Origin of the sequence: Pedobacter sp. P26 (genome assembly GCF_050632135.1) — a bacterium.
Lineage (GTDB): Bacteria > Bacteroidota > Bacteroidia > Sphingobacteriales > Sphingobacteriaceae > Pedobacter.
The window spans coordinates 2638463-2659490 of sequence record NZ_CP192574.1 but is presented as its reverse complement, the minus strand read 5'-3'; the positions used below and the strand labels follow the sequence as shown (position 1 = coordinate 2659490).

The 21028-nt window shown below is 38.1% G+C and carries 18 protein-coding genes and 1 pseudogene; 5 read left to right on the top strand and 14 right to left on the bottom strand.

Annotated features, from left to right (window positions below; genetic code table 11):
- Window positions 1-35: 35 nt before the first annotated feature.
- The 7 genes from trxB to guaB form a co-directional block, all read right to left on the bottom strand.
- Window positions 36-992 (bottom strand): thioredoxin-disulfide reductase, encoded by a 957-nt coding sequence (gene trxB / locus ACQ86H_RS12310; protein WP_138821660.1) that lies wholly within the window; start codon window positions 990-992, stop codon window positions 36-38.
- A gap of 274 nt (window positions 993-1266) precedes the next feature.
- Entirely contained in the window at window positions 1267-2895 is a 1629-nt protein-coding gene (locus ACQ86H_RS12305) for an acyl-CoA carboxylase subunit beta (RefSeq protein WP_431295025.1), read from the bottom strand.
- 546 nt (window positions 2896-3441) lie between these two features.
- Window positions 3442-3981, bottom strand: a complete 540-nt coding sequence (locus tag ACQ86H_RS12300; protein WP_431295024.1) for a hypothetical protein — start codon at window positions 3979-3981, stop codon at window positions 3442-3444.
- A gap of 58 nt (window positions 3982-4039) precedes the next feature.
- Window positions 4040-4501, bottom strand: coding sequence for a MaoC family dehydratase (locus ACQ86H_RS12295; protein WP_138821663.1), 462 nt, complete (start codon window positions 4499-4501; stop codon window positions 4040-4042).
- Window positions 4502-4696: 195 nt separating this feature from the next.
- Window positions 4697-5290, bottom strand: coding sequence for a TIGR00730 family Rossman fold protein (locus tag ACQ86H_RS12290; protein WP_431295023.1), 594 nt, complete (start codon window positions 5288-5290; stop codon window positions 4697-4699).
- A gap of 350 nt (window positions 5291-5640) precedes the next feature.
- On the bottom strand, window positions 5641-8220 hold the full coding sequence (locus ACQ86H_RS12285; RefSeq protein ID WP_431295022.1) for a TonB-dependent receptor: 2580 nt from the start codon (window positions 8218-8220) through the stop codon (window positions 5641-5643).
- A 379-nt stretch (window positions 8221-8599) separates the two neighbouring features.
- Window positions 8600-10069: an IMP dehydrogenase gene (gene guaB / locus ACQ86H_RS12280; RefSeq protein ID WP_138821666.1), complete on the bottom strand. Its 1470-nt coding sequence runs from the start codon at window positions 10067-10069 to the stop codon at window positions 8600-8602.
- Window positions 10070-10470: 401 nt separating this feature from the next.
- On the opposite strand from guaB, the gene ACQ86H_RS12275 reads away from it, so the two are divergent.
- Entirely contained in the window at window positions 10471-10623 is a 153-nt protein-coding gene (locus ACQ86H_RS12275) for a pyrimidine/purine nucleoside phosphorylase (RefSeq protein WP_431295021.1), read from the top strand.
- Between the two features lie 118 nt (window positions 10624-10741).
- On the opposite strand, the gene ACQ86H_RS12270 is transcribed toward ACQ86H_RS12275, so the two are convergent.
- The 4 genes and pseudogenes from ACQ86H_RS12270 to ACQ86H_RS12255 form a co-directional block, all read right to left on the bottom strand.
- The gene (locus ACQ86H_RS12270; protein ID WP_431295020.1) at window positions 10742-11887 is read right to left on the bottom strand and encodes a M16 family metallopeptidase; all 1146 of its coding nucleotides are present in this window, start codon (window positions 11885-11887) and stop codon (window positions 10742-10744) included.
- A gap of 117 nt (window positions 11888-12004) precedes the next feature.
- Window positions 12005-13248, bottom strand: a pseudogene (locus ACQ86H_RS12265) (M16 family metallopeptidase).
- A 266-nt stretch (window positions 13249-13514) separates the two neighbouring features.
- Complete coding sequence (locus ACQ86H_RS12260; protein ID WP_431295019.1) at window positions 13515-13712, bottom strand: DUF5615 family PIN-like protein; 198 nt, start codon at window positions 13710-13712, stop codon at window positions 13515-13517.
- Window positions 13713-13726: 14 nt separating this feature from the next.
- On the bottom strand, window positions 13727-13954 hold the full coding sequence (locus ACQ86H_RS12255) for a DUF433 domain-containing protein (RefSeq protein WP_138821670.1): 228 nt from the start codon (window positions 13952-13954) through the stop codon (window positions 13727-13729).
- Between the two features lie 132 nt (window positions 13955-14086).
- On the opposite strand from ACQ86H_RS12255, the gene ACQ86H_RS12250 reads away from it, so the two are divergent.
- Window positions 14087-15211 carry a CofH family radical SAM protein gene (locus tag ACQ86H_RS12250; protein ID WP_431295018.1) on the top strand — a complete coding sequence of 375 codons (1125 nt, stop codon included), beginning with the start codon at window positions 14087-14089 and terminating at the stop codon, window positions 15209-15211.
- A gap of 162 nt (window positions 15212-15373) precedes the next feature.
- Here ACQ86H_RS12250 and ACQ86H_RS12245 read toward each other — a convergent pair whose 3' ends face one another.
- Genes ACQ86H_RS12245 through ACQ86H_RS12235 form a run of 3 tightly spaced genes read right to left on the bottom strand, consistent with a single transcriptional unit; the run spans window position 15374 to window position 17021 of the window.
- Entirely contained in the window at window positions 15374-16264 is an 891-nt protein-coding gene (locus ACQ86H_RS12245; RefSeq protein WP_431295017.1) for a ferritin-like domain-containing protein, read from the bottom strand.
- Window positions 16265-16282: 18 nt separating this feature from the next.
- Window positions 16283-16624, bottom strand: a complete 342-nt coding sequence (locus tag ACQ86H_RS12240; RefSeq protein ID WP_431295016.1) for a ferritin-like domain-containing protein — start codon at window positions 16622-16624, stop codon at window positions 16283-16285.
- Window positions 16599-17021, bottom strand: coding sequence for a ferritin-like domain-containing protein (locus ACQ86H_RS12235; RefSeq protein WP_431295015.1), 423 nt, complete (start codon window positions 17019-17021; stop codon window positions 16599-16601). The genes ACQ86H_RS12240 and ACQ86H_RS12235 overlap by 26 nt, the downstream gene beginning before the upstream one ends.
- A gap of 123 nt (window positions 17022-17144) precedes the next feature.
- Here ACQ86H_RS12235 and ACQ86H_RS12230 point away from each other — a divergent pair, with 123 nt between their 5' ends.
- The 3 genes from ACQ86H_RS12230 to ACQ86H_RS12220 all read left to right on the top strand — a co-directional run bounded on the left by ACQ86H_RS12230 (window position 17145) and on the right by ACQ86H_RS12220 (window position 20921).
- Window positions 17145-17930 carry a LytR/AlgR family response regulator transcription factor gene (locus tag ACQ86H_RS12230; protein WP_138821674.1) on the top strand — a complete coding sequence of 262 codons (786 nt, stop codon included), beginning with the start codon at window positions 17145-17147 and terminating at the stop codon, window positions 17928-17930.
- Window positions 17920-19473 (top strand): ligand-binding sensor domain-containing protein, encoded by a 1554-nt coding sequence (locus ACQ86H_RS12225; protein ID WP_431295014.1) that lies wholly within the window; start codon window positions 17920-17922, stop codon window positions 19471-19473. Before ACQ86H_RS12230 ends, ACQ86H_RS12225 begins: the two co-directional genes overlap by 11 nt.
- Window positions 19474-19544: 71 nt before the next feature.
- Entirely contained in the window at window positions 19545-20921 is a 1377-nt protein-coding gene (locus ACQ86H_RS12220; protein ID WP_431295013.1) for a histidine kinase, read from the top strand.
- Window positions 20922-21028 lie beyond the last annotated feature (107 nt).

Below are 21028 nucleotides of genomic sequence, written 5' to 3'. Positions count from 1 at the left end.
TGATTTCTCTCTTTCAAAATATTTTAAAATTATTCTTAAGCTTCTACCGGATGTTCTTTAGCGGCCAGATACCTTTCGGCATCAAGAGCTGCCATACAACCAGAACCCGCAGCAGTTACTGCCTGACGGTAATACATATCCTGCACATCGCCGCAGGCAAAAACGCCTTCGATATTGGTTAAGGTAGAACCTGGTTTAGTGGTTAAATAACCGGTTTCATCCATATCTAACTGACCTTTAAAAATATCGGTGTTAGGTTTATGACCAATAGCCACGAAGAACCCTTCTACGGCAATATCAGATTCGACACCTGTTTTGTTATTTAAAACTTTAACTGCAGTTACATTTTTGCCGTTACCTAGAATCTCTTGGGTTTCAGTATTGTAATGAACTACAATATTTGGTGTTGTCAATACGCGGCTTACCATTGCTTTAGAAGCTCTAAACTCATCTCTACGCACCAATAAGTGCACAGTTTTACAAAGTTTTGCTAAATAAGTTGCTTCTTCAGCTGCAGTATCCCCAGCACCTACAATAGCAACATCCTGACCTTTAAAAAAGAAACCATCGCATACTGCACATGCCGAAACACCAAAACCATTGTATTGCTGCTCGCTTGGTAAACCCAACCATTTGGCAGTTGCACCTGTAGCAATAATTACAGTATCAGCTGTAATGGTTTTAATTTCGTCAACCACTACTTTATGAGGAGTTGAAGAGAAGTCTACCGAACTTACATAACCGAAACGGATATCGGTGCCAAAACGCTCTGCCTGCTTGCGGAAATCTTCCATCATTTCTGGTCCCATAATTCCTTGCGGGTAACCTGGGAAATTTTCTACATCCGTAGTTTGCGTAAGCTGTCCGCCAGCTTGCATACCGGTATACATTATTGGTTTTAAATCAGCTCTGGCAGCATAAATTGCAGCAGTATAACCTGCAGGGCCAGAACCTATAATTAAACACTGAACGTGCTCGTTTTCTTGTGACATTATATAGTGTGTTTGAAATTCATTAATCGTAGCACAAATTTAATGCTTTAAATAATTGTTAACAAGTTTACATTGTCAACATAGTTTACTTATTAACAGCAAAAGGACAGGGGCATGGTGTAAAGCGTTTGAGTAAAGCGGATTGCGTTTGGCGTTAAGCTCAGATGTATCAGATGGCTTAAGCGGTAAAAAATATCTTTGTGGTGTCAGATATTTCTATCTGACACTCATTTATAAATCTGTCAGATGTTACCATCTGACAGCACTTATGCCACTAAGTTTGTATTATACCTACATTAAACTTCTTCGTAATCGGCGATTGATTGGCCGCCTCAATCCCCATCGAAATTACCTTCCTGGTTTCCAAAGGATCGATAATCCCATCTACCCAAAGCCTGGCTGCCGCATAATAAGGCGTGGTTTGGCTATTGTATTTATCGGTAATTTCTTTTAATAACTCAGCTTCTTTTTCAGGCGTAATCACCTCTCCTTTTGCTTTTAAAGAAGCTTGTTGAATCTGCAATAATGTTTTTGCGGCCTGTGAGCCACCCATTACGGCAATTTTTGCTGTTGGCCAGGCATAAATCAAACGTGGATCGTAAGCTTTACCACACATGGCATAATTACCGGCACCGTAAGAGTTGCCCAAAACAATAGTAAACTTTGGTACAACAGAATTAGCCACGGCATTTACCATTTTTGCACCATCTTTTATAATGCCACCATGTTCTGATCTGCTACCCACCATAAAACCAGTAACATCCTGTAAAAATACCAGTGGAATTTTCTTCTGGTTACAGTTCATAATAAACCGCGAAGCTTTATCGGCACTATCTGAATAAATTACTCCACCAAACTGCATCTCCCCTTTTTTTGATTTTACCACTTTACGCTGGTTAGCCACAATACCTACCGCCCAGCCATCGATACGGCCCAGACCGCAGATAATGCTCTGACCATAACCTTTTTTATATTCTTCAAATTCAGATCCATCAACCAAACGGTTAATAACGTCCATCATTTCGTAAGGTTTATCCCTGTTCTCAGGGAAGATGCCATACAGTTCTTCTTCTTTTTCTTTTGGTTTAACAGCAGCAATGCGATCGAAACCGGCATTTTCTGGTGCGCCCAGCATGCTCATGATATTTTTAATGCTATCTAAACAGGCCTGATCGTTAGGGTGTTTATAATCGGTAACACCTGATATTTCACAATGTGTGGTTGCACCACCCAATGTTTCATTATCCACTTCTTCGCCGATTGCCGATTTTACGAGATAAGAGCCTGCTAAAAATACAGAACCGGTTTTATCAACAATCATAGCTTCATCGCTCATAATGGGCAAATAAGCACCACCCGCTACGCAAGCCCCCATAATGGCCGAAATCTGTACAATTCCTTCAGACGACATGATGGCATTATTGCGAAACATCCTTCCAAAGTGTTCTTTATCTGGGAAAATCTCATCCTGCATGGGCAGGTATACTCCGGCACTATCTACCAAATAAATTACTGGCAAACGGTTTTCCATGGCGATTTCCTGCGCACGGAGATTCTTTTTAGCAGTCATCGGGAACCATGCCCCAGCTTTCACAGTAGCATCGTTTGCAACAATCATACACTGTCTTCCGCTAACATAACCTATGCCGCATACTACTCCTGCAGATGGACATCCGCCCTGTGCGGCATACATGCCATCGGCAGTAAAGGCACCGACCTCCAAAAAGTCAGAATCTTTATCGATTAAATAAGCAATCCTTTCACGGGCCAACAGCTTACCTTTTTCTTTTTGCTTAGCGGCATTCTTTTCGCCTCCACCAAGATGGATCTTTTTGAGTTTGGTTTTCAGTTCGTAAACCAACTGTTTATTGACATCCTCGTTTTTATTGAATTCGATATTCATGGAGGCAATTTAGATTTAATTTTAGAAAAACAGCATTGACCAAATCGGTTTCTGGTCTACAGGAAGGTTTAACCGCAAATAGCAATGTTTTTTTAATACCAATAGTTATTTTAACCGCAAAGTACACAAAAGGATAGCCGCAAAGTGCGCTAAGTATTTTAACACAGAGATCAAAGAAAAGGCACAGAGGACATAGCATTGAGATTGAATAAAATCACCATGTTTTCAGGGCATCCGCAGCTTTTTTTAACCGCAAAGTACGCAAGGGATAGTCGCAAAGAGCGCTAAGTTTTTTACCACAAAGATTTCGCAGAAAAACAGAGGACATAGAGTTGAGATTAGGTGAAAAATCAGGGTATCCGTGGCTTTCATAACTGCAAAGTACGCGAAGGATAGCCGCAAAGAGCGCTAAGTATTTTAACCAAAGAGATCAAAAGAAAAGGCACAGAGGGTATAACGTAATTAATAAGAAGTTTGTTTAACCGCGAAAATGTAGAGGTTGTTAAAAAAACGCCAATCGCATAACACCGGGCGCCCATCTCTTGGCTAGTTTTGATAAACCACACCGTCAATCTTTATTTTTTGATACTTTTCTGCCCAGCCTTTGCCTTTAATATATTTTACTTCAGATGGATGCCCTTTTAAATTGGGATGATAAATAGGATCGAATGAAAAGGTCATTTCCTGATCTGATTTTTGAACCACAGTTACTTCATTGTCGTTTTCATCCTTTTCACCTGTGGTAAAGAATCTCTCTCCTATTTTGGCATTAAAATCCGCGCGGATATAGGTTTTAGCCGGGCTATCGGGGTAACTCTCCACTAATCTGTTCCGTTCATCGATCCGCAGATAAACCGTGCTGCTTGCATCGCCACCAACCAGGGAATAAAATTGGTAAAAAAGTTTTTTGTTGATCCTTACGGTATCTTTAATCTCGGTATAAGATTGAGCATTCATATACCATAAATTGCCGATCTGCATGGGTAAAAATGAATCGGCCGCTGCATTTTCTACTTTCTTTTTCTGACAGGAAAGGATAAACAGACTAACTAAAATTAAACTAAGCGATGTGCTGATCTTTTTCATAAGTATAATTACTTTTATTAATAACATTAAAAATCAGCTACATGCTACAGCATTATAACTAACTAATAAAGTGGTACAAGAAAACTACTTCTCCGTTAAAAGCAGGTTTTTTCTGGTCTTCAATTTCCATTTCGATAGCCATATTTACCTTTGTTACGCCACGTAAGTTAATAATTGAAGCCAATTTAGCTTTTAACCTTACTTTACTATTTACGGTAACCGCTTGTGCAAACCTTAAACTTTCAATACCATAATTGATCTCCATTTTCAGATTCTGGATATCAACAATTTCTTTCCATAAATAAGGAATTAAAGATAAGGTTAAATAACCATGTGCAATCGTTGCTTTAAACGGCCCTTCGTTTTGTGCCCGTTCTTCATCAACGTGGATCCATTGATGGTCTAATGTAGCATCGGCAAATTTGTTGATCTGTTCTTGTGTAATGGTGTGCCATGAAGAAACGCCTAATTCCTTGCCAAGGTATTGTTCAAATTCTGCGTGGGAGGTGATGATTTGCATTTTTAATATATTTTTTAAAGCGCCAGGCGTTTTGCGGATGGCGGGTTATTGATGATATGTTAAGATTGTATTCGTTTTAGCCTTGGGTTGATGGTTAATTGTCTTATAGCTCATAGTCCACAACTGGCCTATTAACTATTGACCAACAGCAATGAACTATTGACTATCAGCCATGAGCAACTGGCTATACCGCAGTTAACTCAAATTCCTTTCCCTAAACCAAACTTCATCAGGAACGGCAGAAAAATCGTCCATCTTATTGATTAAAATTTCTGCATTGGCTTCGTTAAAAACCAGATCGCGGTTGGCAGGTTTCAAAAATTTACTCTGCACCATCATTTCCATCTGGGCAAATAACGGATCGTAAAAACCATTTACGTTTAAAACACCAATTGGCTTATTGTGCAGGCCAAGCTGTAACCAGGTAAGCACTTCAAAAAATTCTTCGAGTGTTCCAAAACCGCCGGGTAAAATTACAAATCCATCGCTTAAATCGGCCATTTTCTGTTTTCTCTGGTGCATATTTTCAGTCACGATCATTTCGGTTACCCCTTTATGTCCAACTTCTTTATCCATTAAAAACTGTGGAATGATACCGGTAACCAACCCCCCAAGTTCCAGTACATCGTTGGCCAAAACACCCATCACACCAACACTACCACCACCGTAAACCAATTTAATCTGCTGTTTCACCAAAGTTTCTGCCAACTGTTTTATTGCATTACGCAATTGTACATCGCCGTTAAAGTTTGAGCCACAATACACACAAACTGAATTAAGCTTATTCATTTAGTCTAAAATTTACCGAAGTTAAGATTTTATCGGCTTTCTATAAATTTTAATTCTGCACAAAGCTGTTACAGGACTTATTACTCATGAAACCAGCGAGGTTAATCGCATTATTTATCTTTCCAGGAACCACCGACTTTGTTAAATAAACCTGATAGAACGGAAAGCCCGGAGCGAAGCGAGGACTTGGAGGGATAGCAGGACTGACGCTAAAATGAAATTCTGTCTTTGCTTTTCAAAATAGTATAAACCACCTGAGGACATTTAAGTTTTTTTCCAGTATAAAAAAAGGAGCGGCATTACACCACTCCTTCTAACCAAATATAAGAGAGAAAAGATTAATTTAAATATTAGAAAGCATAACGGATGGTTGCGCCATAAGTCCTTGGATCGCCAAGTACGCCTGCATATAAACCTGAGTTACCTGCTGCAGCCTGTAACTGCTCGTAATAGTTTTTATTTGCAATGTTTCTGCTCCAAACAAATAAGGAGAACTTATCCGATTTGAAACCTAACCTTGCATTAAATAAGGCATAACCTTTAACATTTAAAACGCTTGATGGTGTAGGGTTTGAAGAATATTCGGAACGGTAACTGGCATCACCGGCAATAAAATACCTGCCTTCTCTGGTAGACAGCTTACCTGCAGTACTCAGTTCCGTACCACCAGAAATATTCCATTTTGATACACCTGGCAACCTACCACCTGATGCATCTTTAAACGCAACCTGGGTAGCTACCCCATTTACCAGTTCGGTATGCCCTGTTTCTTCTAATGGAAGAGGTGCATTGGTGAATTTCACATATTTACCATCCAGATAAGCCAAAGCAGCATTTAAGGTTAAAAACCTTTCCAACTGATAAGTTCCGTCTATTTCCAGTCCTTTTACCCTTACTTTTTCAGCATTTGCTAAATAGCCCCTATTTACGCCTAATTGTGGCGATTGAACATTGGTCTGGTAATCTTTGATATCAGAATTAAATAAACTAAGATTTACAATTGCACCTTTAAAAGGTTTTGTTTTAGCACCTAGCTCGTAATGCTGAACATATTCTGGTTTTACCACAGCTACTGATAAATCAGCAGTTCCTGTTGAAGTAGTTGGCAAACCTCCTACGTTAACACCAACTGGTTTGTAAGCAGTAGAGAAAGTTCCATAAATATTTAAGTTATGTGTTGGACGGTATGATACAGTAAAGTTACCTGATAAATTGTTGTTATCTACCTTGGTTGTAAACTGCTGATTGGCATATACAGCCGCTTTAAGTGCCAATAATGTAGCATCGGTAGTTTGTAAACCACCATAAGTTACCCTATCATAATCAACATCTTTTTTATCATAAGTATACCTTAATCCTGGTAGTACGTGTAGGTTCTTTAAAACTTCCCAATCTACCTGTGCAAAAACAGCAGCACCTATCGATTTAATCGTGGAGTTTGTTTTAATCCCGAAGCCATCTAACAGGCCAGGGGTTGAATATAAGGCCTGGCTACCGGTATTACTGGTTTGCACAAATCTCCATTGATCTTTACCCACTTCTTCTGTTTGTGCCAGTCCTTTTAAATTCTGACCCAATAGATACACACCAATTACACCACTTAATTTATCGGTAATATTTCCTGCATACCTAATTTCCTGCGAGTATTGATCGTGACGTGAAGTACCCTGCGATTTAGTTAATGCAGCTAGCTCAGAGAAATCCCTGTCGTTTGTAGGATCCCAGTTCCAGAATCTCCAGGCAGTGGTTGAAGTAAGCGTTCCGTTACCGATTTTATAATCTATGTTCAAAGAGATACCACCGATCGATTGGTTATGCCTCCAAGGGGTATTGGTATTGATTTCTCTTGAAAAAGGATCGATTTTTGGTTGTTGATAGCCTAAATCAGATACAATTCTGGCATACTGGCGGTAAGCACTTCTTTCAGTTGTAGTTACACCTGCAATTACCAATGGATAACCTGCAGGATGCTGGATGCTCACATCGCCACTTAACAATACCTGTAATTTATCGGAAGGCGTGTAATACAACTGACTTTTAAAACCAAGGTTGTTTTGTCCGCTGTATCTGCGCTCTTCCCTGGTGTTCCATATAGTACCATCACGCTGAGTACCCGAAATGGATATTTTTGCAGCAAGATCTTTTGCAAGTGCACCAGAAACTGAAGTTTTAGCCTGGATAAAATTATAATTACCCACACTCAATTCTACTTTTGCACTCGGCGTTAAAGTTGGTTTGCTTGTAGTAATGTTAAATGCACCGGCAGTTGTGTTTTTACCAAATAAGGTACCTTGTGGGCCGCGAAGGATTTCGATTTGCTCGATATCAAGAAAATCGGTAGAGGTTGCAGCCGGGCGGGCATGATACACGCCATCTACGTAAAAACCCACTCCCGGATCGATACCATCGTTGGTTAAACCAAAGGTTGAGCCTAAGCCCCGGATGTTAAGTGTTGTATTTCTGGCATTGGAGGCATATAACTGTACCGATGGAACCAATTCTTTTAAACGGTTAACATTAAATGCACCAGCGTTTTCTGCAGCACGGCCACCGATAACGGTAATTGGAATAGGCACATCCTGCAAAACCTCCGAACGTCTGCGTGAAGTTACCACGATTTCATCTAAAAGGGCACTTTCTACCAAAACCAGTTCGATTGGTGTATCCTGGTATTTTAAGATCTGAAAATCCTGTGGTTTATAACCTACCGAACTTACCTGAAGGTAAAATGGCGGTTGTTGTTTAGCATCAATTTTGAAAGCACCATTATCATCAGCACTCACAGTAATATTGGTGCCCCTAACTTTTATAGTGGCGCGTGGTACCGGCTCACCACTAGACTTTTTTATTATACCTGTTATTGGACTCTGGGCAAAAGCAATGCCTGCTAAAAGCAAAAATGAGAAGAGGAAAAGTAAACTTTTGTTCATGATTATGTTGATAGTTTGTTTAAATGCTGTTGATTAATGACCTGTTGGAAAGTATCCAATTAATGTTTTAGAATGGCTATAACAACAATACGAGCGCGTTTTTTGAATTGTTTTCATAATTATTATATAAATCCTATAGATTTAGTCGACAAATATATTAAAAAATATTAGCTGCCAAATTTTATTTTGTGATTTTTAATAATATTGGACTTAGACCTTATAGGTTTTAAAAACATATAAGGTCCAATAACCGAAAACCTGCGAGGTTTGAATCAAATAAAAACGGGGCTATCGTAAACCGATGCCCCGTTTTATTTTTATTTGGAAAGATTGGGTAAATACCTTCAACCTTCTCCCCTCTTACCTTCTGCCTTAAACCCTATCTGGTATAATTAGGTGCTTCTTTGGTAATCGTAATATCGTGTGGATGACTTTCGCGCATACCTGCTGCAGTAATCTGTACAAACTGTGCTTCTTGTAGAGCTTCGATATTGGCTGCTCCACAGTAGCCCATACTTGCACGTAAACCACCAATATACTGGTACATTACTTCTGCCAGGGTACCTTTAAACGGCACGCGACCAACAATACCTTCAGGAACCAGCTTTTTGATATCATCTTCAACATCCTGGAAATAGCGGTCTTTAGAACCTTGCTCCATGGCTTCGATCGATCCCATACCACGGTAAGATTTAAATTTACGTCCTTCGTAGATAATGGTTTCACCTGGTGACTCTTCCACTCCTGCAAATAACGAACCTGCCATTACGGTACTTGCGCCAGATGCAATCGCCTTAGCAATATCACCAGTATGTTTAATACCACCATCAGCAATAACTGGTACACCAGTACCTTTTAATGCTTTGGCACATTCGTAAACAGCGTATAATTGAGGAACCCCAACACCGGCAATAATCCTGGTGGTACAAATAGAACCTGGACCAATACCCACTTTAACAGCATCAGCACCAGCATCAGCCAGGAATTTAGCAGCGGCACCAGTAGCAATATTACCAACAATAACCTGTAAATCAGGATATTTAGCTTTTACTTCTTTTAATTTATCAACTACTCCTTTCGAGTGACCGTGAGCGGTATCGATGGTAATTACATCAACTCCGGCTGCAACCAAGGCATCAACCCTTTCAATGGTATCGGCAGTTACGCCAACAGCAGCACCTACACGTAAACGGCCACGCTCATCTTTACAGGCAACAGGATAATTTTTAACTTTCGAAATATCTTTAAATGTGATTAAACCGCTTAGGTAACCGTCTTTACTTACTACCGGAAGTTTCTCGATTTTGTGGTTCTGAAGAATCTCTTCAGCCTGTACTAAAGTAGTACCCTCTGGTGCAATAATTAAATTATCTTTTGTCATCACCTCAGAAATCGGCCGCTTCATGTCTTTCTGAAAACGTAAATCCCTGTTTGTAATAATACCAACCAATTTATTGTCGCTACTTACCACCGGGATACCACCAATCCTGTGCTCTTTCATAATTTTGAAAGCATCAGCAACAACAGCCGTTTCCAATAAAGTAACCGGATCCTGGATCATACCGCTTTCAGAGCGTTTTACTTTACGTACCTCAGCAGCTTGTCTGTCTATAGTCATGTTTTTGTGCAACATCCCGATACCACCATTTTGTGCAATTGCAATGGCAAGCTCAGCCTCTGTTACGGTATCCATTGCGGCAGAAATCAATGGAACATTAAGTTTGATTTTTTTTGTTAAAAATGTGGATGTATTTACTTCACGCGGCAGAATTTCGGAATATGCGGGTACTAATAGTACATCATCGTACGTTAAACCTGTGGCAATAAATTTAGTGGAATCGAGTTGCATAGCAAATAAATTAGGATTTATTATTTGCCAGGCAAAGATACGAAAATTGAATGAAAATAAAAGCGTAAAAATAAAAATGCTTAAATATTGAGCTTGGCTGACAATTGGTAAAAAATTATTCTAATTAAACTATGATAACTTATTAAAGGAATGTTATAACTTTTACCGAACAATAATCCGAATAAATGTTATTATTATTGAGTAAATCAAAAAGACAACACATTGCTAAAATATACAAGAAATGATTTTAGCAAAAACTCAAATTATAAATTATGATTACCGAAAACCAATATTTTGATGGCAATGTAAAATCCTTGGGTTATGAAACCACCGATGGAAAATAGACCGTTGGCATTATCAATCCGGGAGAATATACCTTTGGTACTGCTCAAAAAGAAATTATGCATGTTATGGAAGGCGAATTAGAAGCCTTACTTCCTGAAGCAATAGAATGGCAAAGTTTTAAAGCAGGAAGTAAATTCGAAGTTCCTGCAAATTCATCTTTCAAAGTAAAAATGACTGTACAAACGGCATATTTATGTCAATATAGGTAAATTTAAAAAATCGTCATCTCGACTGGAACGCAGTGGAATGGAGAGATCTATTTAGATAGATTTCTCGACTTCGTTATACTCCGCTCGAAATGACGATCTCTAAAGACTTAATTTACACTTACTTCTTACCAATCACTACTTCAGTGAAGTTCTCTGTATTAAGGTATTTGTTAGCTAAAGCCAACAACTCTTCGGCGCTAACGGTCTTCACTTTTTCGATGTACCTGGTATAATAATCGTAATCCAGTCCCGAAAAATAAATATTCTTGAATTTATCGGCGTGCGAAAACACATTTTCTAAACTACCCAACATCGAACCCAACATATAATTACGAACCAGGCTCAACTCCTCTTCCCCTATCAGTTCATTTTTTAAAAGCTCTATTTCTTTGTAAATTTCGGTTAAAGCCGCAGCGCAAACATCTGCACCTACTTCTGTCGAAATAAACAGATAACCAGCTTGCTGCAATGAAGAAATGCCGGAGCCAATGCCATAAGTATAACCTTTATCCTCACGGATATTGTTCATCAAACGCGAACCAAAATAGCCGCCTAAAACGGTGTTTAAAATCTGTAGTCCCGAAAAATCTTTATGTTTACGGTTAATGGCCAGCTGACCAATCCTGATAGCAGATTGTAAAGCTTCTGGTTTTTCGGTGTAAATATTCTGTTTTGCAGTTGCAGCAAAATCAAAACTGTTTTTTACCGCATCACTCTTTTCCCAACCTTTGCCAAAGGTATCGTTAAGCAGATTAAAACTTGCCTCATCAAACTTTCCGGAAACAATAATTGTGCAATTGTTTGGGGCATAAGCTGCTTTAAAATATTCGATCAGGTCTTCACGTTTTAATGCATCATAATGTTCAGCCTGTATATTTACACCATAAGCGGTATCACCAAATAAAGCGTGTGCAAACTCTTTTCTCGCCAGTATATCGTTTTTCTTGAGGTTTACCTGTAGTTTTTGTTTCTGGTTTTGAATGTAAATATCAAGTTCCTGCTGTGGAAACTGACTTTCTGATAAAACATCTTTTACAATCGGTAAAACCGACTTTAGATGTTTATTTAATGTATAAAGTGTAACTGATGATTGGTCCTGAACGTATTCCGTTTGAAAAAACGCCCCATAAAAATCAATCTGCTCCGCTATTTCCTTTGAAGTTAATTTATTTGTCCCATTGTTGATCAAAGCACTTACTGCAATGGCCTGTAATGGTTTTTCAAGTTTCCAGTTTACGTTTTCGAAAATAAATTCGATGCGCACTAAATCCTGTTCTCCGGAATAAATAGTAAAAACGGGAACTCCATTATCCAGTGCTTTTTTTCAGGCTGGATAAAATTTATAGTTGATACCTGCTTAAAATCAGGCGCCTGTTGTCTGTTAAGCATTTTCTTCGGTTAAATAGTATAAAGTTGAGGATGAATTTTGACTAAAAGTTTCCTTTGAAATACGTTGAATATCAACTGCGGTAACTTTTAAAAATGCTTCGGTTTCCTGGTTCAATAAAGCGGCATCGCCCAATAATTCATAATAGGCCAGGTTCATTGCTTTATCCAAAAGGCTCATTTCCGAAAAAACAAGTACCGATTCTACCTTGTTTTTTACTTTGGTTAATTCCGCATCCGAAACAAGTTCTGCCTTAAGTTTATCCAGTTCTACCCAGATTGCCTTTTCGGCTGTTTCAATTGTAACACCTTCAACCAGTTTACCTTCAACAATAAACAAACCTGGATCTAAACTACTTGAAATATAAGCGTTGATATCACTAAAAAGCTGTTGTTCTTTTAACAAACTATTGTATAAACGAGAAGATTGTCCACGCGATAAAATATCAGATAGCAAATCAAAAGCGTAATAGTCCTGATTTAAACGTCCTGGCATTTTAAAAGCCATATAAATCGCGTTAAGCGGTACATTTGCCTTCACGGTTTCTGCTCTGGCTTGAGTCTGTGGCTCTTCCTGAACCAAATCGCGTACATATTTCTCACCAGCAGGAATCGGCTCAAACCATTTTTCGGCCAGTTTTTTTACATCTTCGGTTTTCACATTTCCGCCAACAACCAAAATTGCATTTTGTGGCGTATAATGTTTTTTGAAAAATGCTTTTACATCATCCATGGTGGCATTTTCGATGTGCGAAAGCTCTTTACCGATCGTTGCCCAGCGATAAGAATGCTTTTTATAGGCCAGGGGCGCAATTTTAACCATACATCGCCATAAGGTTGGTTAAGGTACCGTTGCTTAAATTCCTCGCTTACTACATTCCTTTGCGTATCTAAACTTTTTTCAGAAAAAGCTAAACTTAACATCCTGTCACTTTCCAGCCAGAATGCAGTTTCGATGTTCTCGGCCGGAAGGGTAATGTAATAATTGGTAATATCATTACTTGTAAACGCGTTGTTTTCACCTCCTACCCTTTGCAAAGGCTCATCGTAACTTGGAATATTAACTGACCCGCCGAACATTAAATGTTCAAATAAATGTGCAAAACCGGTTTTGTTCGGGTCCTCATCGCGGGCACCCACATCATATAAAATATTTAAAACTGCCATTGGGGTTGTAGCATCTTCATGTACTAAGACCTTTAACCCATTGGCCAGTGTAAAACGATTAAAATCTACCATATCTAATTTTAGAACCGTAAAGATATTGTTTTAGGTTAGAATCAGATATGTAAATTAGAATACATAATAAAAAAGAGTCTAAATAGAAAAACCAGAAGATAATATTACTGATTGCAATGTTTAAAGCGGCAAGATCCGAACACGCTCTTTTTGTTCATCAATAATAATTAGCGCGCCTTTTTTCAAAACATCATTATACTTTTTGAATATAGGAATTATTAAAGATTCAAGGTGTATAACAGTAACATTCTGCGTACGAACCTGAATTACACCTGGGGATTCGGCTTTAGAGAGGCCAATGCAGTACCAAAATCTAAATCGTGTGTAAAAACAATATAGCCATTTTCTCTGGCCCAATTCATTAAGATTATATCTGGCGCATTAAAAGCACCAATTTTTGTCCAATGTACAGCTTGTATGTTATGTTTATCAAAAACCTGTTCCCATTCCGGCGACAGATTCATATCAATCAATATTTTCAAACCGCAACAGGAACTTCGATTTCTTCTGAACGCCAGGAAGCATAAGATAGCGCCTGAAGAAGATCTTCCTCTTCAAGATAAGGATATTGATTTATAATTTCTACAGCTGATAAACCTGAAGCATATAATCCTATAATGGTACCAACTGTTACCCTTAATCCGCGGATGCAAGGTTTGCCACCCATTTGATCAGGGTTTAGGGTAATTCTATCTAAATGTTTCATAATTGTTATGCTTATTTCGAATATAATTAAAATGTACCAACTTATATACAAATCAATTGTTGGCAGATTGTTAAATTAAAGTTTTGTTACAACTTTCAACATCCAAAAGGCCACTTTTATTTACATTTGTATATGCAAACTGCAGAATTATTAAAACGTGCCTTAAATTTCGAGTTCCTCTCTCAAGAAGAAGGCGTATATCTATACCATCATGCCGATACAGCATCTTTGATGTTTGTGGCCAATGAGTTAAGAAAAATTCAAGTACCCAGTGGTAAAGTAACTTGGCAGATCGACCGCAATGTAAACACCACCAACGTTTGTATTGCAAATTGTAAATTCTGTAATTTCTTTCGCAGGCCCGGTCATGATGAAAGTTATATTACCGACATTGAGACCTACAAAGTTAAGATTGAAGAAACTTTCCGTCTGGGAGGCGATCAATTGTTATTGCAAGGTGGCCACCACCCCGATTTGGGTCTGGCCTTTTATGCAGATCTTTTCAAAAAATTAAAGGAATTATATCCTGATCTAAAACTTCACGCTTTAGGTCCGCCGGAAATTGCCCATGTAGCCAAGTTAGAAGGCATGACGCACACTGAAGTATTAAAAGTACTAAAAGAAGCTGGAATGGATTCTTTACCCGGTGCTGGTGCCGAAATTTTAAACGACCGTGTAAGGCGTTTAATCTCTAAAGGTAAATGCGGCGGACAAGAATGGCTTGATGTGATGCGCGCCTGTCACCAATTAGATATCACTACCTCTGCAACCATGATGTTCGGCCATGTAGAAACCATAGAAGAACGTTTTGAACACCTCGTATGGATCCGTCAGGTACAAAGCGAAAAACCAGCCGATGCAAACGGATTTCTAGCCTTTATTCCCTGGCCTTTTCAGGATGACGGTACTTTATTAAAGAGGCTCCGCGGAATCAGCAATAATGTAACTGCCGATGAATATATCCGCATGATTGCCTTGAGCCGAATCATGTTGCCAAATATCAAAAATATCCAGGCGAGCTGGTTAACCGTTGGAAAAACAACTGCTCAACTTTGCCTTCATGCAGGTGCAAACGATTTTGGATCGATCATGATTGAGGAAAACGTAGTATCTGCCGCTGGTGCACCTCACCGTTTTACAGCAAATGGTATCCAGCAATCAATTAAAGCTGCAGGTTTTGAACCTCAGTTACGCGGACAAAAATATAACTATAGAGATCTACCTGAGCATTTAGAAGAACAGGTGATTACGTATTAAGGTATGTAAAATGGAAGATGTGGGATGGATGAGGGAAGATGTATTTTTCTACTCATCAATCCTATAAATCGTGATCAAAAAAGGGAAGTAAAACCAAGTTCTACCTCCCTACCTTAAACTAAACATTACCTATTTAATAATGTTAATATGTTGGCTTATCAACTATAACTTTTTACCGTCCCTTAAGAATAAGTTGGCAATGGTAACTACACTTGCTTTATCTAAAGGCTCATCAAAACTTTCTACTGCAATAGCTTTTGTAATACCTGCATTACTTCCAATTCCTACAATATTTGCACCAGCTTGTACAGTTAAATCTTCACCAGCATAAACAGCATCTACCTGTGGAACTCCAGAATCATTTGCCTGCCCTGAAGCACCAAGGCTAACCCATGGTTTATATACTGCAGTACCAGCTGCTGTGCGCATTTGACGGATATGTGAAGCATGGCGTGCCTCAACCGAATGGATCTGTAAAGCGGTTTGCAATACACCTGGACTAACCAATAAATTTCCTGCCTGACCTTTGTAAGCCCTAACTCCAGTGTCTTCAAAACCTTGTGCTACAGCTAAAAAAGTACCATAATCAGAATATACGGTAGAAAATGTTCCGCCTGCTCTAAAATCAGTATCTGCATAAGCGATAGGCGCGCGAGCCGAACTTCCCAAAGCTCCTATCAATAAATCAACGTGCGCTTTTTCATGATCACGGATGGTAGTAATGGCTGCCTGGCTGGCTGCATTAGGAAAATTAAAAGTAACATCGGTTACCGATGATCCTGGAGTTTTACCTACAATACAGTGATTATAAAAATGGTATTCTAAATATTCTAATGACAATGCAAAATTTAATACATCAACAACCGCTGATGGTAGTGTAGATTGTCCGTACGCTTTCTGAAACATTGAACCTAAAGCCAGCGGCATTGCTGCTAATGAAATTTTCTTTCCAATGTTGAAAAAGCTTTTCATCGCGGCCCTTCTTGGGTTTAAACGCTCATAAACCTCACCATCAACTTTTTCAATTTCTTCTAATATATTTACGATATTCATGATTTCTAATTTAAAGTTTTAAAGATTGATTACACTAATTTTGGTTTTGATGTATTTCTGAGCAGCAGCCAAAACTTTATCGGGGGTAAGCGCTGCATCTAATCCCGCTGAATTATTGGCACCCAATGAAGCAAGACTATTAAGGTCTGCAAACGATCCGTTTGAGATGAGATCTCTAACATAAGCAGCATGACGGGCCTCAACTGAAACAATTTTACCTGCTAATAATAAAAAATTGCCATCTTTAAGTCTTGGTCCGGCACCATTATAAGCAGCAACACCTAAATCTTCGAAAGCCATAGCGGCACCTAGAACGCTTGCTTCGCTGGTAAAATCAATTGATGAGAAATCTACCTGCAAACTGCCGATTGCAGATGTGGTTAGGAGCTGCTTTAAAAAACTCTCTGTGTGCAATCTCGTGAAACTGAATATCCTGAAAATATGCTTTTTTTGCAGCAGCATTGGACCCTGTGAATTGGGTGTTACTATTAGCCACCTGAATATAAAATGCAGCTTCTAATTGCTCCAGGGCATAAGCATAATTCAATACACCTATATCATTTTTAAAATCCAATGTAACACCTCCGTTCATTGTTGGATTTTCATAACCGCGATCTTTTTTACAACCAGCAGCTACTAAAGCAATACCGGCTGCACCTGCGCCTGCGTACTGAAGAAAAGATCTTCTGCCCACAGTTTTGTCAAACAAACTTTTTTCCTGAAGTTCATTTTTTGTTTCTAGTTCATTGTTTTTCATAGTCATCTATGTTTAATGGTTTTGAATACGTTTGATGATACATACGTGACAATTTGTACACTGGTTTTTTCGATTTGCATTTTTTTTATAAGACCATTTTAATACATTCACCAACCTATAGCTATGACTACATTAAAAGCCATTATTGTTGACGATGAGGAGTTTGCCCGCTCATCGTTATTTTTTTTGTTGCAACAGAACTGCCCCCAGGTAGAAATTACCGGCATTGCAAGATCTGTTGCCGAGGCAAAAGACATTTTAGCACATCATCCCATTGATCTGATTTTTCTGGATATTGCTATGCCTGGAGGCAATGGCTTTGAATTGATTCCTGATGCACAAAAACACAATGCTGCCGTTATATTTACCACGGCCTACGATCAATATGCGCTAAAAGCAATAAAGGCAAATGCGCTCGATTACTTGTTAAAGCCAATTGATATTGATGAGCTTAAAATAGCTGTAGACAAAGTTTTCCAACACATCAAATTATTTAAAAGCCAGAATGAAAATGATGAAAGAATTAATAATCTGGCTTCCAGTTTAAGTTCGAGATCAGAAATCAAGAAACTTACCCTTCCTTATGGTCAGGGTTTTAAAATGATTGATATTGATGATATTATCTACATTGAAGCAGATAGTAATTATTCTATTGTGCACTTAAACAAACATGAAAAAATAACCGTTTCTAAAGTTTTAAGGGAGTTTGAAGAACTACTGCCAACCGATCAGTTTGTCAGGATCCACAAATCAAGCATCATTAACCTTAACCACTTAAAGGAATATAATTCTAAAAACGGACTACAGGTTTTCCTTAAAAACGGCGAAAGTATCAACATTTCGAGAAGACGGGCAAGCGATTTTTTTGAAAAAATAAAATTATTTACCAAAGCAAACAGTGATCATTAAACCACGCATAAAAACAGTTTTATTTGAAAAGGCAATACTGAAGTTAAACTTTGGCCGCTCTTTTATTGCTTTTTTATTTGGGATCATTCTATTTAGCACGCCGGCAACACTACTTGCACAAACTACCTATCTTCCACATTATACTTCCAAAAATGGTTTAGCCAGCAATAACTGTTATTACATTTTACAGGATAAAAAGGGTTTTATCTGGATTGCGACAGATAATGGATTGAGCCGTTTTGATGGAACAAATTTTCAGAATTTCACCATAGAAGATGGGCTTCCGGATACGCAGATTCTTCAGATGAAAGAAGATAAAGAGGGACGGCTATGGTTTTTTGCATTGAACGGCCAGTTGAGCTATTTAAAAGAAGGAAAGTTTTACAACCAGGATAACGATGAATTGCTAAAAAAGCTAAACTTTAATACGGTAATTGTTTCCTTTTTAGTAGATAAATCAGGGCGGATCTGGCTTGGGACTAATGCCAACCTGATTGTTTGCTGGGATGGAAAAAACATCAAAAAATACATTTCTCCAAATCAAAATGATAAGTTTATCAATGCCTTTATCCATGAGGATGAGCAAGGTAAAATATTCGCATACAGCGACTTAAGTGTACAGGAATTTAATGGAAAAACTTTTTCCATAATCAGGTCAAAAGTGCAGCCCCTTTCTTACATGACTGCTGCAAATAGCAGTCACAGATCTTTATTTTATTTAGATAATGGAGGATTAAAACAATATAGGCACGGAAGCATCAACGATCTCATCCCCATTCCACAGAACCTGATCAAAAACATGTCGGGCTATTTCTATTACGATGTTGCCAATAAGGAGGTTTGGCTATCAAATGCCAACGGTGCTTTTGCACTTGATAAAAACGGAAAAACTGTTCAATATCTTCAAGATATTGCCGTAAACCAGGTGATTAAAGATAATAATCAAAATATATGGTTTGCTACCAATCAGGGAATTTACATGCTTCCTAATGCGAATAACCGGTTATCCATTATCGATGCAGAATCTGGTCTCAGCAGCAATGTAATCAAAAGCATTACCAAAGATGGAAAAAACCGCTTGTGGCTGGGCACCGATGATGCTGTAATCGACGTACTAACCATCAACAATTATCAGGTTGATGAAATCGGGTTAGACGATTTTAAGAAATACAAAACGATTAAACAGATTACTTTCGACCCAAAAGACCAATCTATATATTTTGCATCCGATTATGGAATGGGTGTTTTCAAAAATATCTACAACAACAGTAATGAAGTAAGCTATTTAAAGGAATCGAATAACTCAATGTTCGTAATTAAACACTTTAGCGTGGGGGAAAACAACAATCATCTTGCGCTGGCCCTATCATCAGGCGTTGTTTTCTTATCGGACAGAAGAAATAAATTCGAATTTAACGCGGCTAAATACCGCGAAAAAGAAGATTTTTTAAAGATAGATCTTACCATGTTTTTTACGATCGCGAAGGCAGTTTATGGTTTTCGAATATTAATGGACTTTCTCAATTTTCCAGAGGCAAACTAATTAAACACTACGAAAATCATCCCTTACTTACCAAAAGGATAAACGACATTCAGCAACTCCCTGATGGCACATTGATTTTGGCTACTGATGGTTATGGTTTAATTTTTTATAAGAACAACCAGATTACCAGACAGATTACACAAAAAGATGGTTTAACTAATAATGTATGCACCAAAATATTTGTAAAAAACAACGAAATATGGGTGCTAACAAATAAAGGCGTCAACAAAATAGCGGATTATCCCAACCAGCCCAATGTTGCAAATTTCGATTATGGCAAAGACCTGTTGAGCGACGATATCAACAGTTTATTTATCGACGACAGTACAGCATATTTCGCCACCAACAAAGGTTTGATTTTATTCAAATACAACAACAAAAATATCATTAAAAACCTACCTAAAGTTTATGTTACCTCTATCATTAAAGATAACGAACGTTTACCAGTCGATCAGGGCAATTTCACTTTCGAAACCGGCAATAATACCATTTTATTTACTTTTAGTGCAGTTGATTTTACCACCAGCGATATTACCTACCGTTACCGTTTAAATGAAAATTCGCCATGGATAGAAACAAGGACCAGACGGCTGGATTTCTCTTCATTACAATCCGGCGATTATGTTTTTGAGGTGAGTGCCAAAAGTCAGAATGGCAACTGGGGCGAATCGGCAAAAATATCTTTCACCATTAAAAAACATTTCTGGCAAAGCTTATGGTTTTTATCTATTTTAATATTGCTGGTAGCATATATCTTTTATAAAGTAGCCGTTTACATCACCCGTAAACAAAAAGATAAAGAGCAGGAACAATTACTACTCAAAAATAAAGTATTAATGCTTGAGCAGCAGGCTTTACAAGCCATGATGAATCCGCATTTCGTATTTAACGTAATGAATTCCATCCAGCATTATATTAATACGCAAAATACAGCCTCTGCAAATAAAGTTTTAACGGGTTTTGCCCGATTGATCAGAAAAAACCTCGAAATCTGTACAAAAAGCTATATTTCGTTAGAAGAAGAACTAGAATACTTAAATCTTTATCTCAAACTGGAGAAAAATCGTTTCGGGGATAAACTGGAATATATTTTTAATATCGACGAAGACATCGACCGGGAAGAAACCTTTATCCCCTCTATGCTGTTACAGCCTTATGTAGAAAATGCGATATGGCATGGCATTATGCCAAAAGAAACTGGTGGCGAAATCCAGATCAATATTAAACTGATGGATGAATTCTATCTAAATATTGAAATTATTGATGATGGGATTGGAATAGATAACTCTTTACGGGATAAAAAGGAAACACATATTAGTAAAGGTATGCAGTTAACTAAAGAAAGATTGCACCTTTTAGGTCAGATTGGAGCAAAACCTATACATTTAAATGTGAAGCAAAATACTACAAATGGTACAATAGTATCTATTTCTATACCACTAAAATAGAAAATTTACCGTTTACTCAATTATTAATACCACTCACTAAATAGAATCTGAATCGAACCTTGTTTAGCCTTAAACTTGTCTTAGAAATAAACGATAGTGTTTATCAA

Excerpts from the sequence above, each read along its gene's own strand:
- trxB (WP_138821660.1), bottom strand. The coding sequence starts at position 992 with ATGTCACAAGAAAACGAGCACGTTCAGTGTTTAATTATAGGTTCTGGC.
- ACQ86H_RS12305 (WP_431295025.1), bottom strand. The coding sequence starts at position 2,895 with ATGAATATCGAATTCAATAAAAACGAGGATGTCAATAAACAGTTGGTT.
- ACQ86H_RS12300 (WP_431295024.1), bottom strand. The coding sequence starts at position 3,981 with ATGAAAAAGATCAGCACATCGCTTAGTTTAATTTTAGTTAGTCTGTTT.
- ACQ86H_RS12295 (WP_138821663.1), bottom strand. The coding sequence starts at position 4,501 with ATGCAAATCATCACCTCCCACGCAGAATTTGAACAATACCTTGGCAAG.
- ACQ86H_RS12290 (WP_431295023.1), bottom strand. The coding sequence starts at position 5,290 with ATGAATAAGCTTAATTCAGTTTGTGTGTATTGTGGCTCAAACTTTAAC.
- ACQ86H_RS12285 (WP_431295022.1), bottom strand. The coding sequence starts at position 8,220 with ATGAACAAAAGTTTACTTTTCCTCTTCTCATTTTTGCTTTTAGCAGGC.
- guaB (WP_138821666.1), bottom strand. The coding sequence starts at position 10,069 with ATGCAACTCGATTCCACTAAATTTATTGCCACAGGTTTAACGTACGAT.
- ACQ86H_RS12275 (WP_431295021.1), top strand. The coding sequence starts at position 10,471 with ATGCATGTTATGGAAGGCGAATTAGAAGCCTTACTTCCTGAAGCAATA.
- ACQ86H_RS12260 (WP_431295019.1), bottom strand. The coding sequence starts at position 13,712 with ATGAATCTGTCGCCGGAATGGGAACAGGTTTTTGATAAACATAACATA.
- ACQ86H_RS12255 (WP_138821670.1), bottom strand. The coding sequence starts at position 13,954 with ATGAAACATTTAGATAGAATTACCCTAAACCCTGATCAAATGGGTGGC.
- ACQ86H_RS12250 (WP_431295018.1), top strand. The coding sequence starts at position 14,087 with ATGCAAACTGCAGAATTATTAAAACGTGCCTTAAATTTCGAGTTCCTC.
- ACQ86H_RS12245 (WP_431295017.1), bottom strand. The coding sequence starts at position 16,264 with ATGAATATCGTAAATATATTAGAAGAAATTGAAAAAGTTGATGGTGAG.
- ACQ86H_RS12235 (WP_431295015.1), bottom strand. The coding sequence starts at position 17,021 with ATGAAAAACAATGAACTAGAAACAAAAAATGAACTTCAGGAAAAAAGT.
- ACQ86H_RS12230 (WP_138821674.1), top strand. The coding sequence starts at position 17,145 with ATGACTACATTAAAAGCCATTATTGTTGACGATGAGGAGTTTGCCCGC.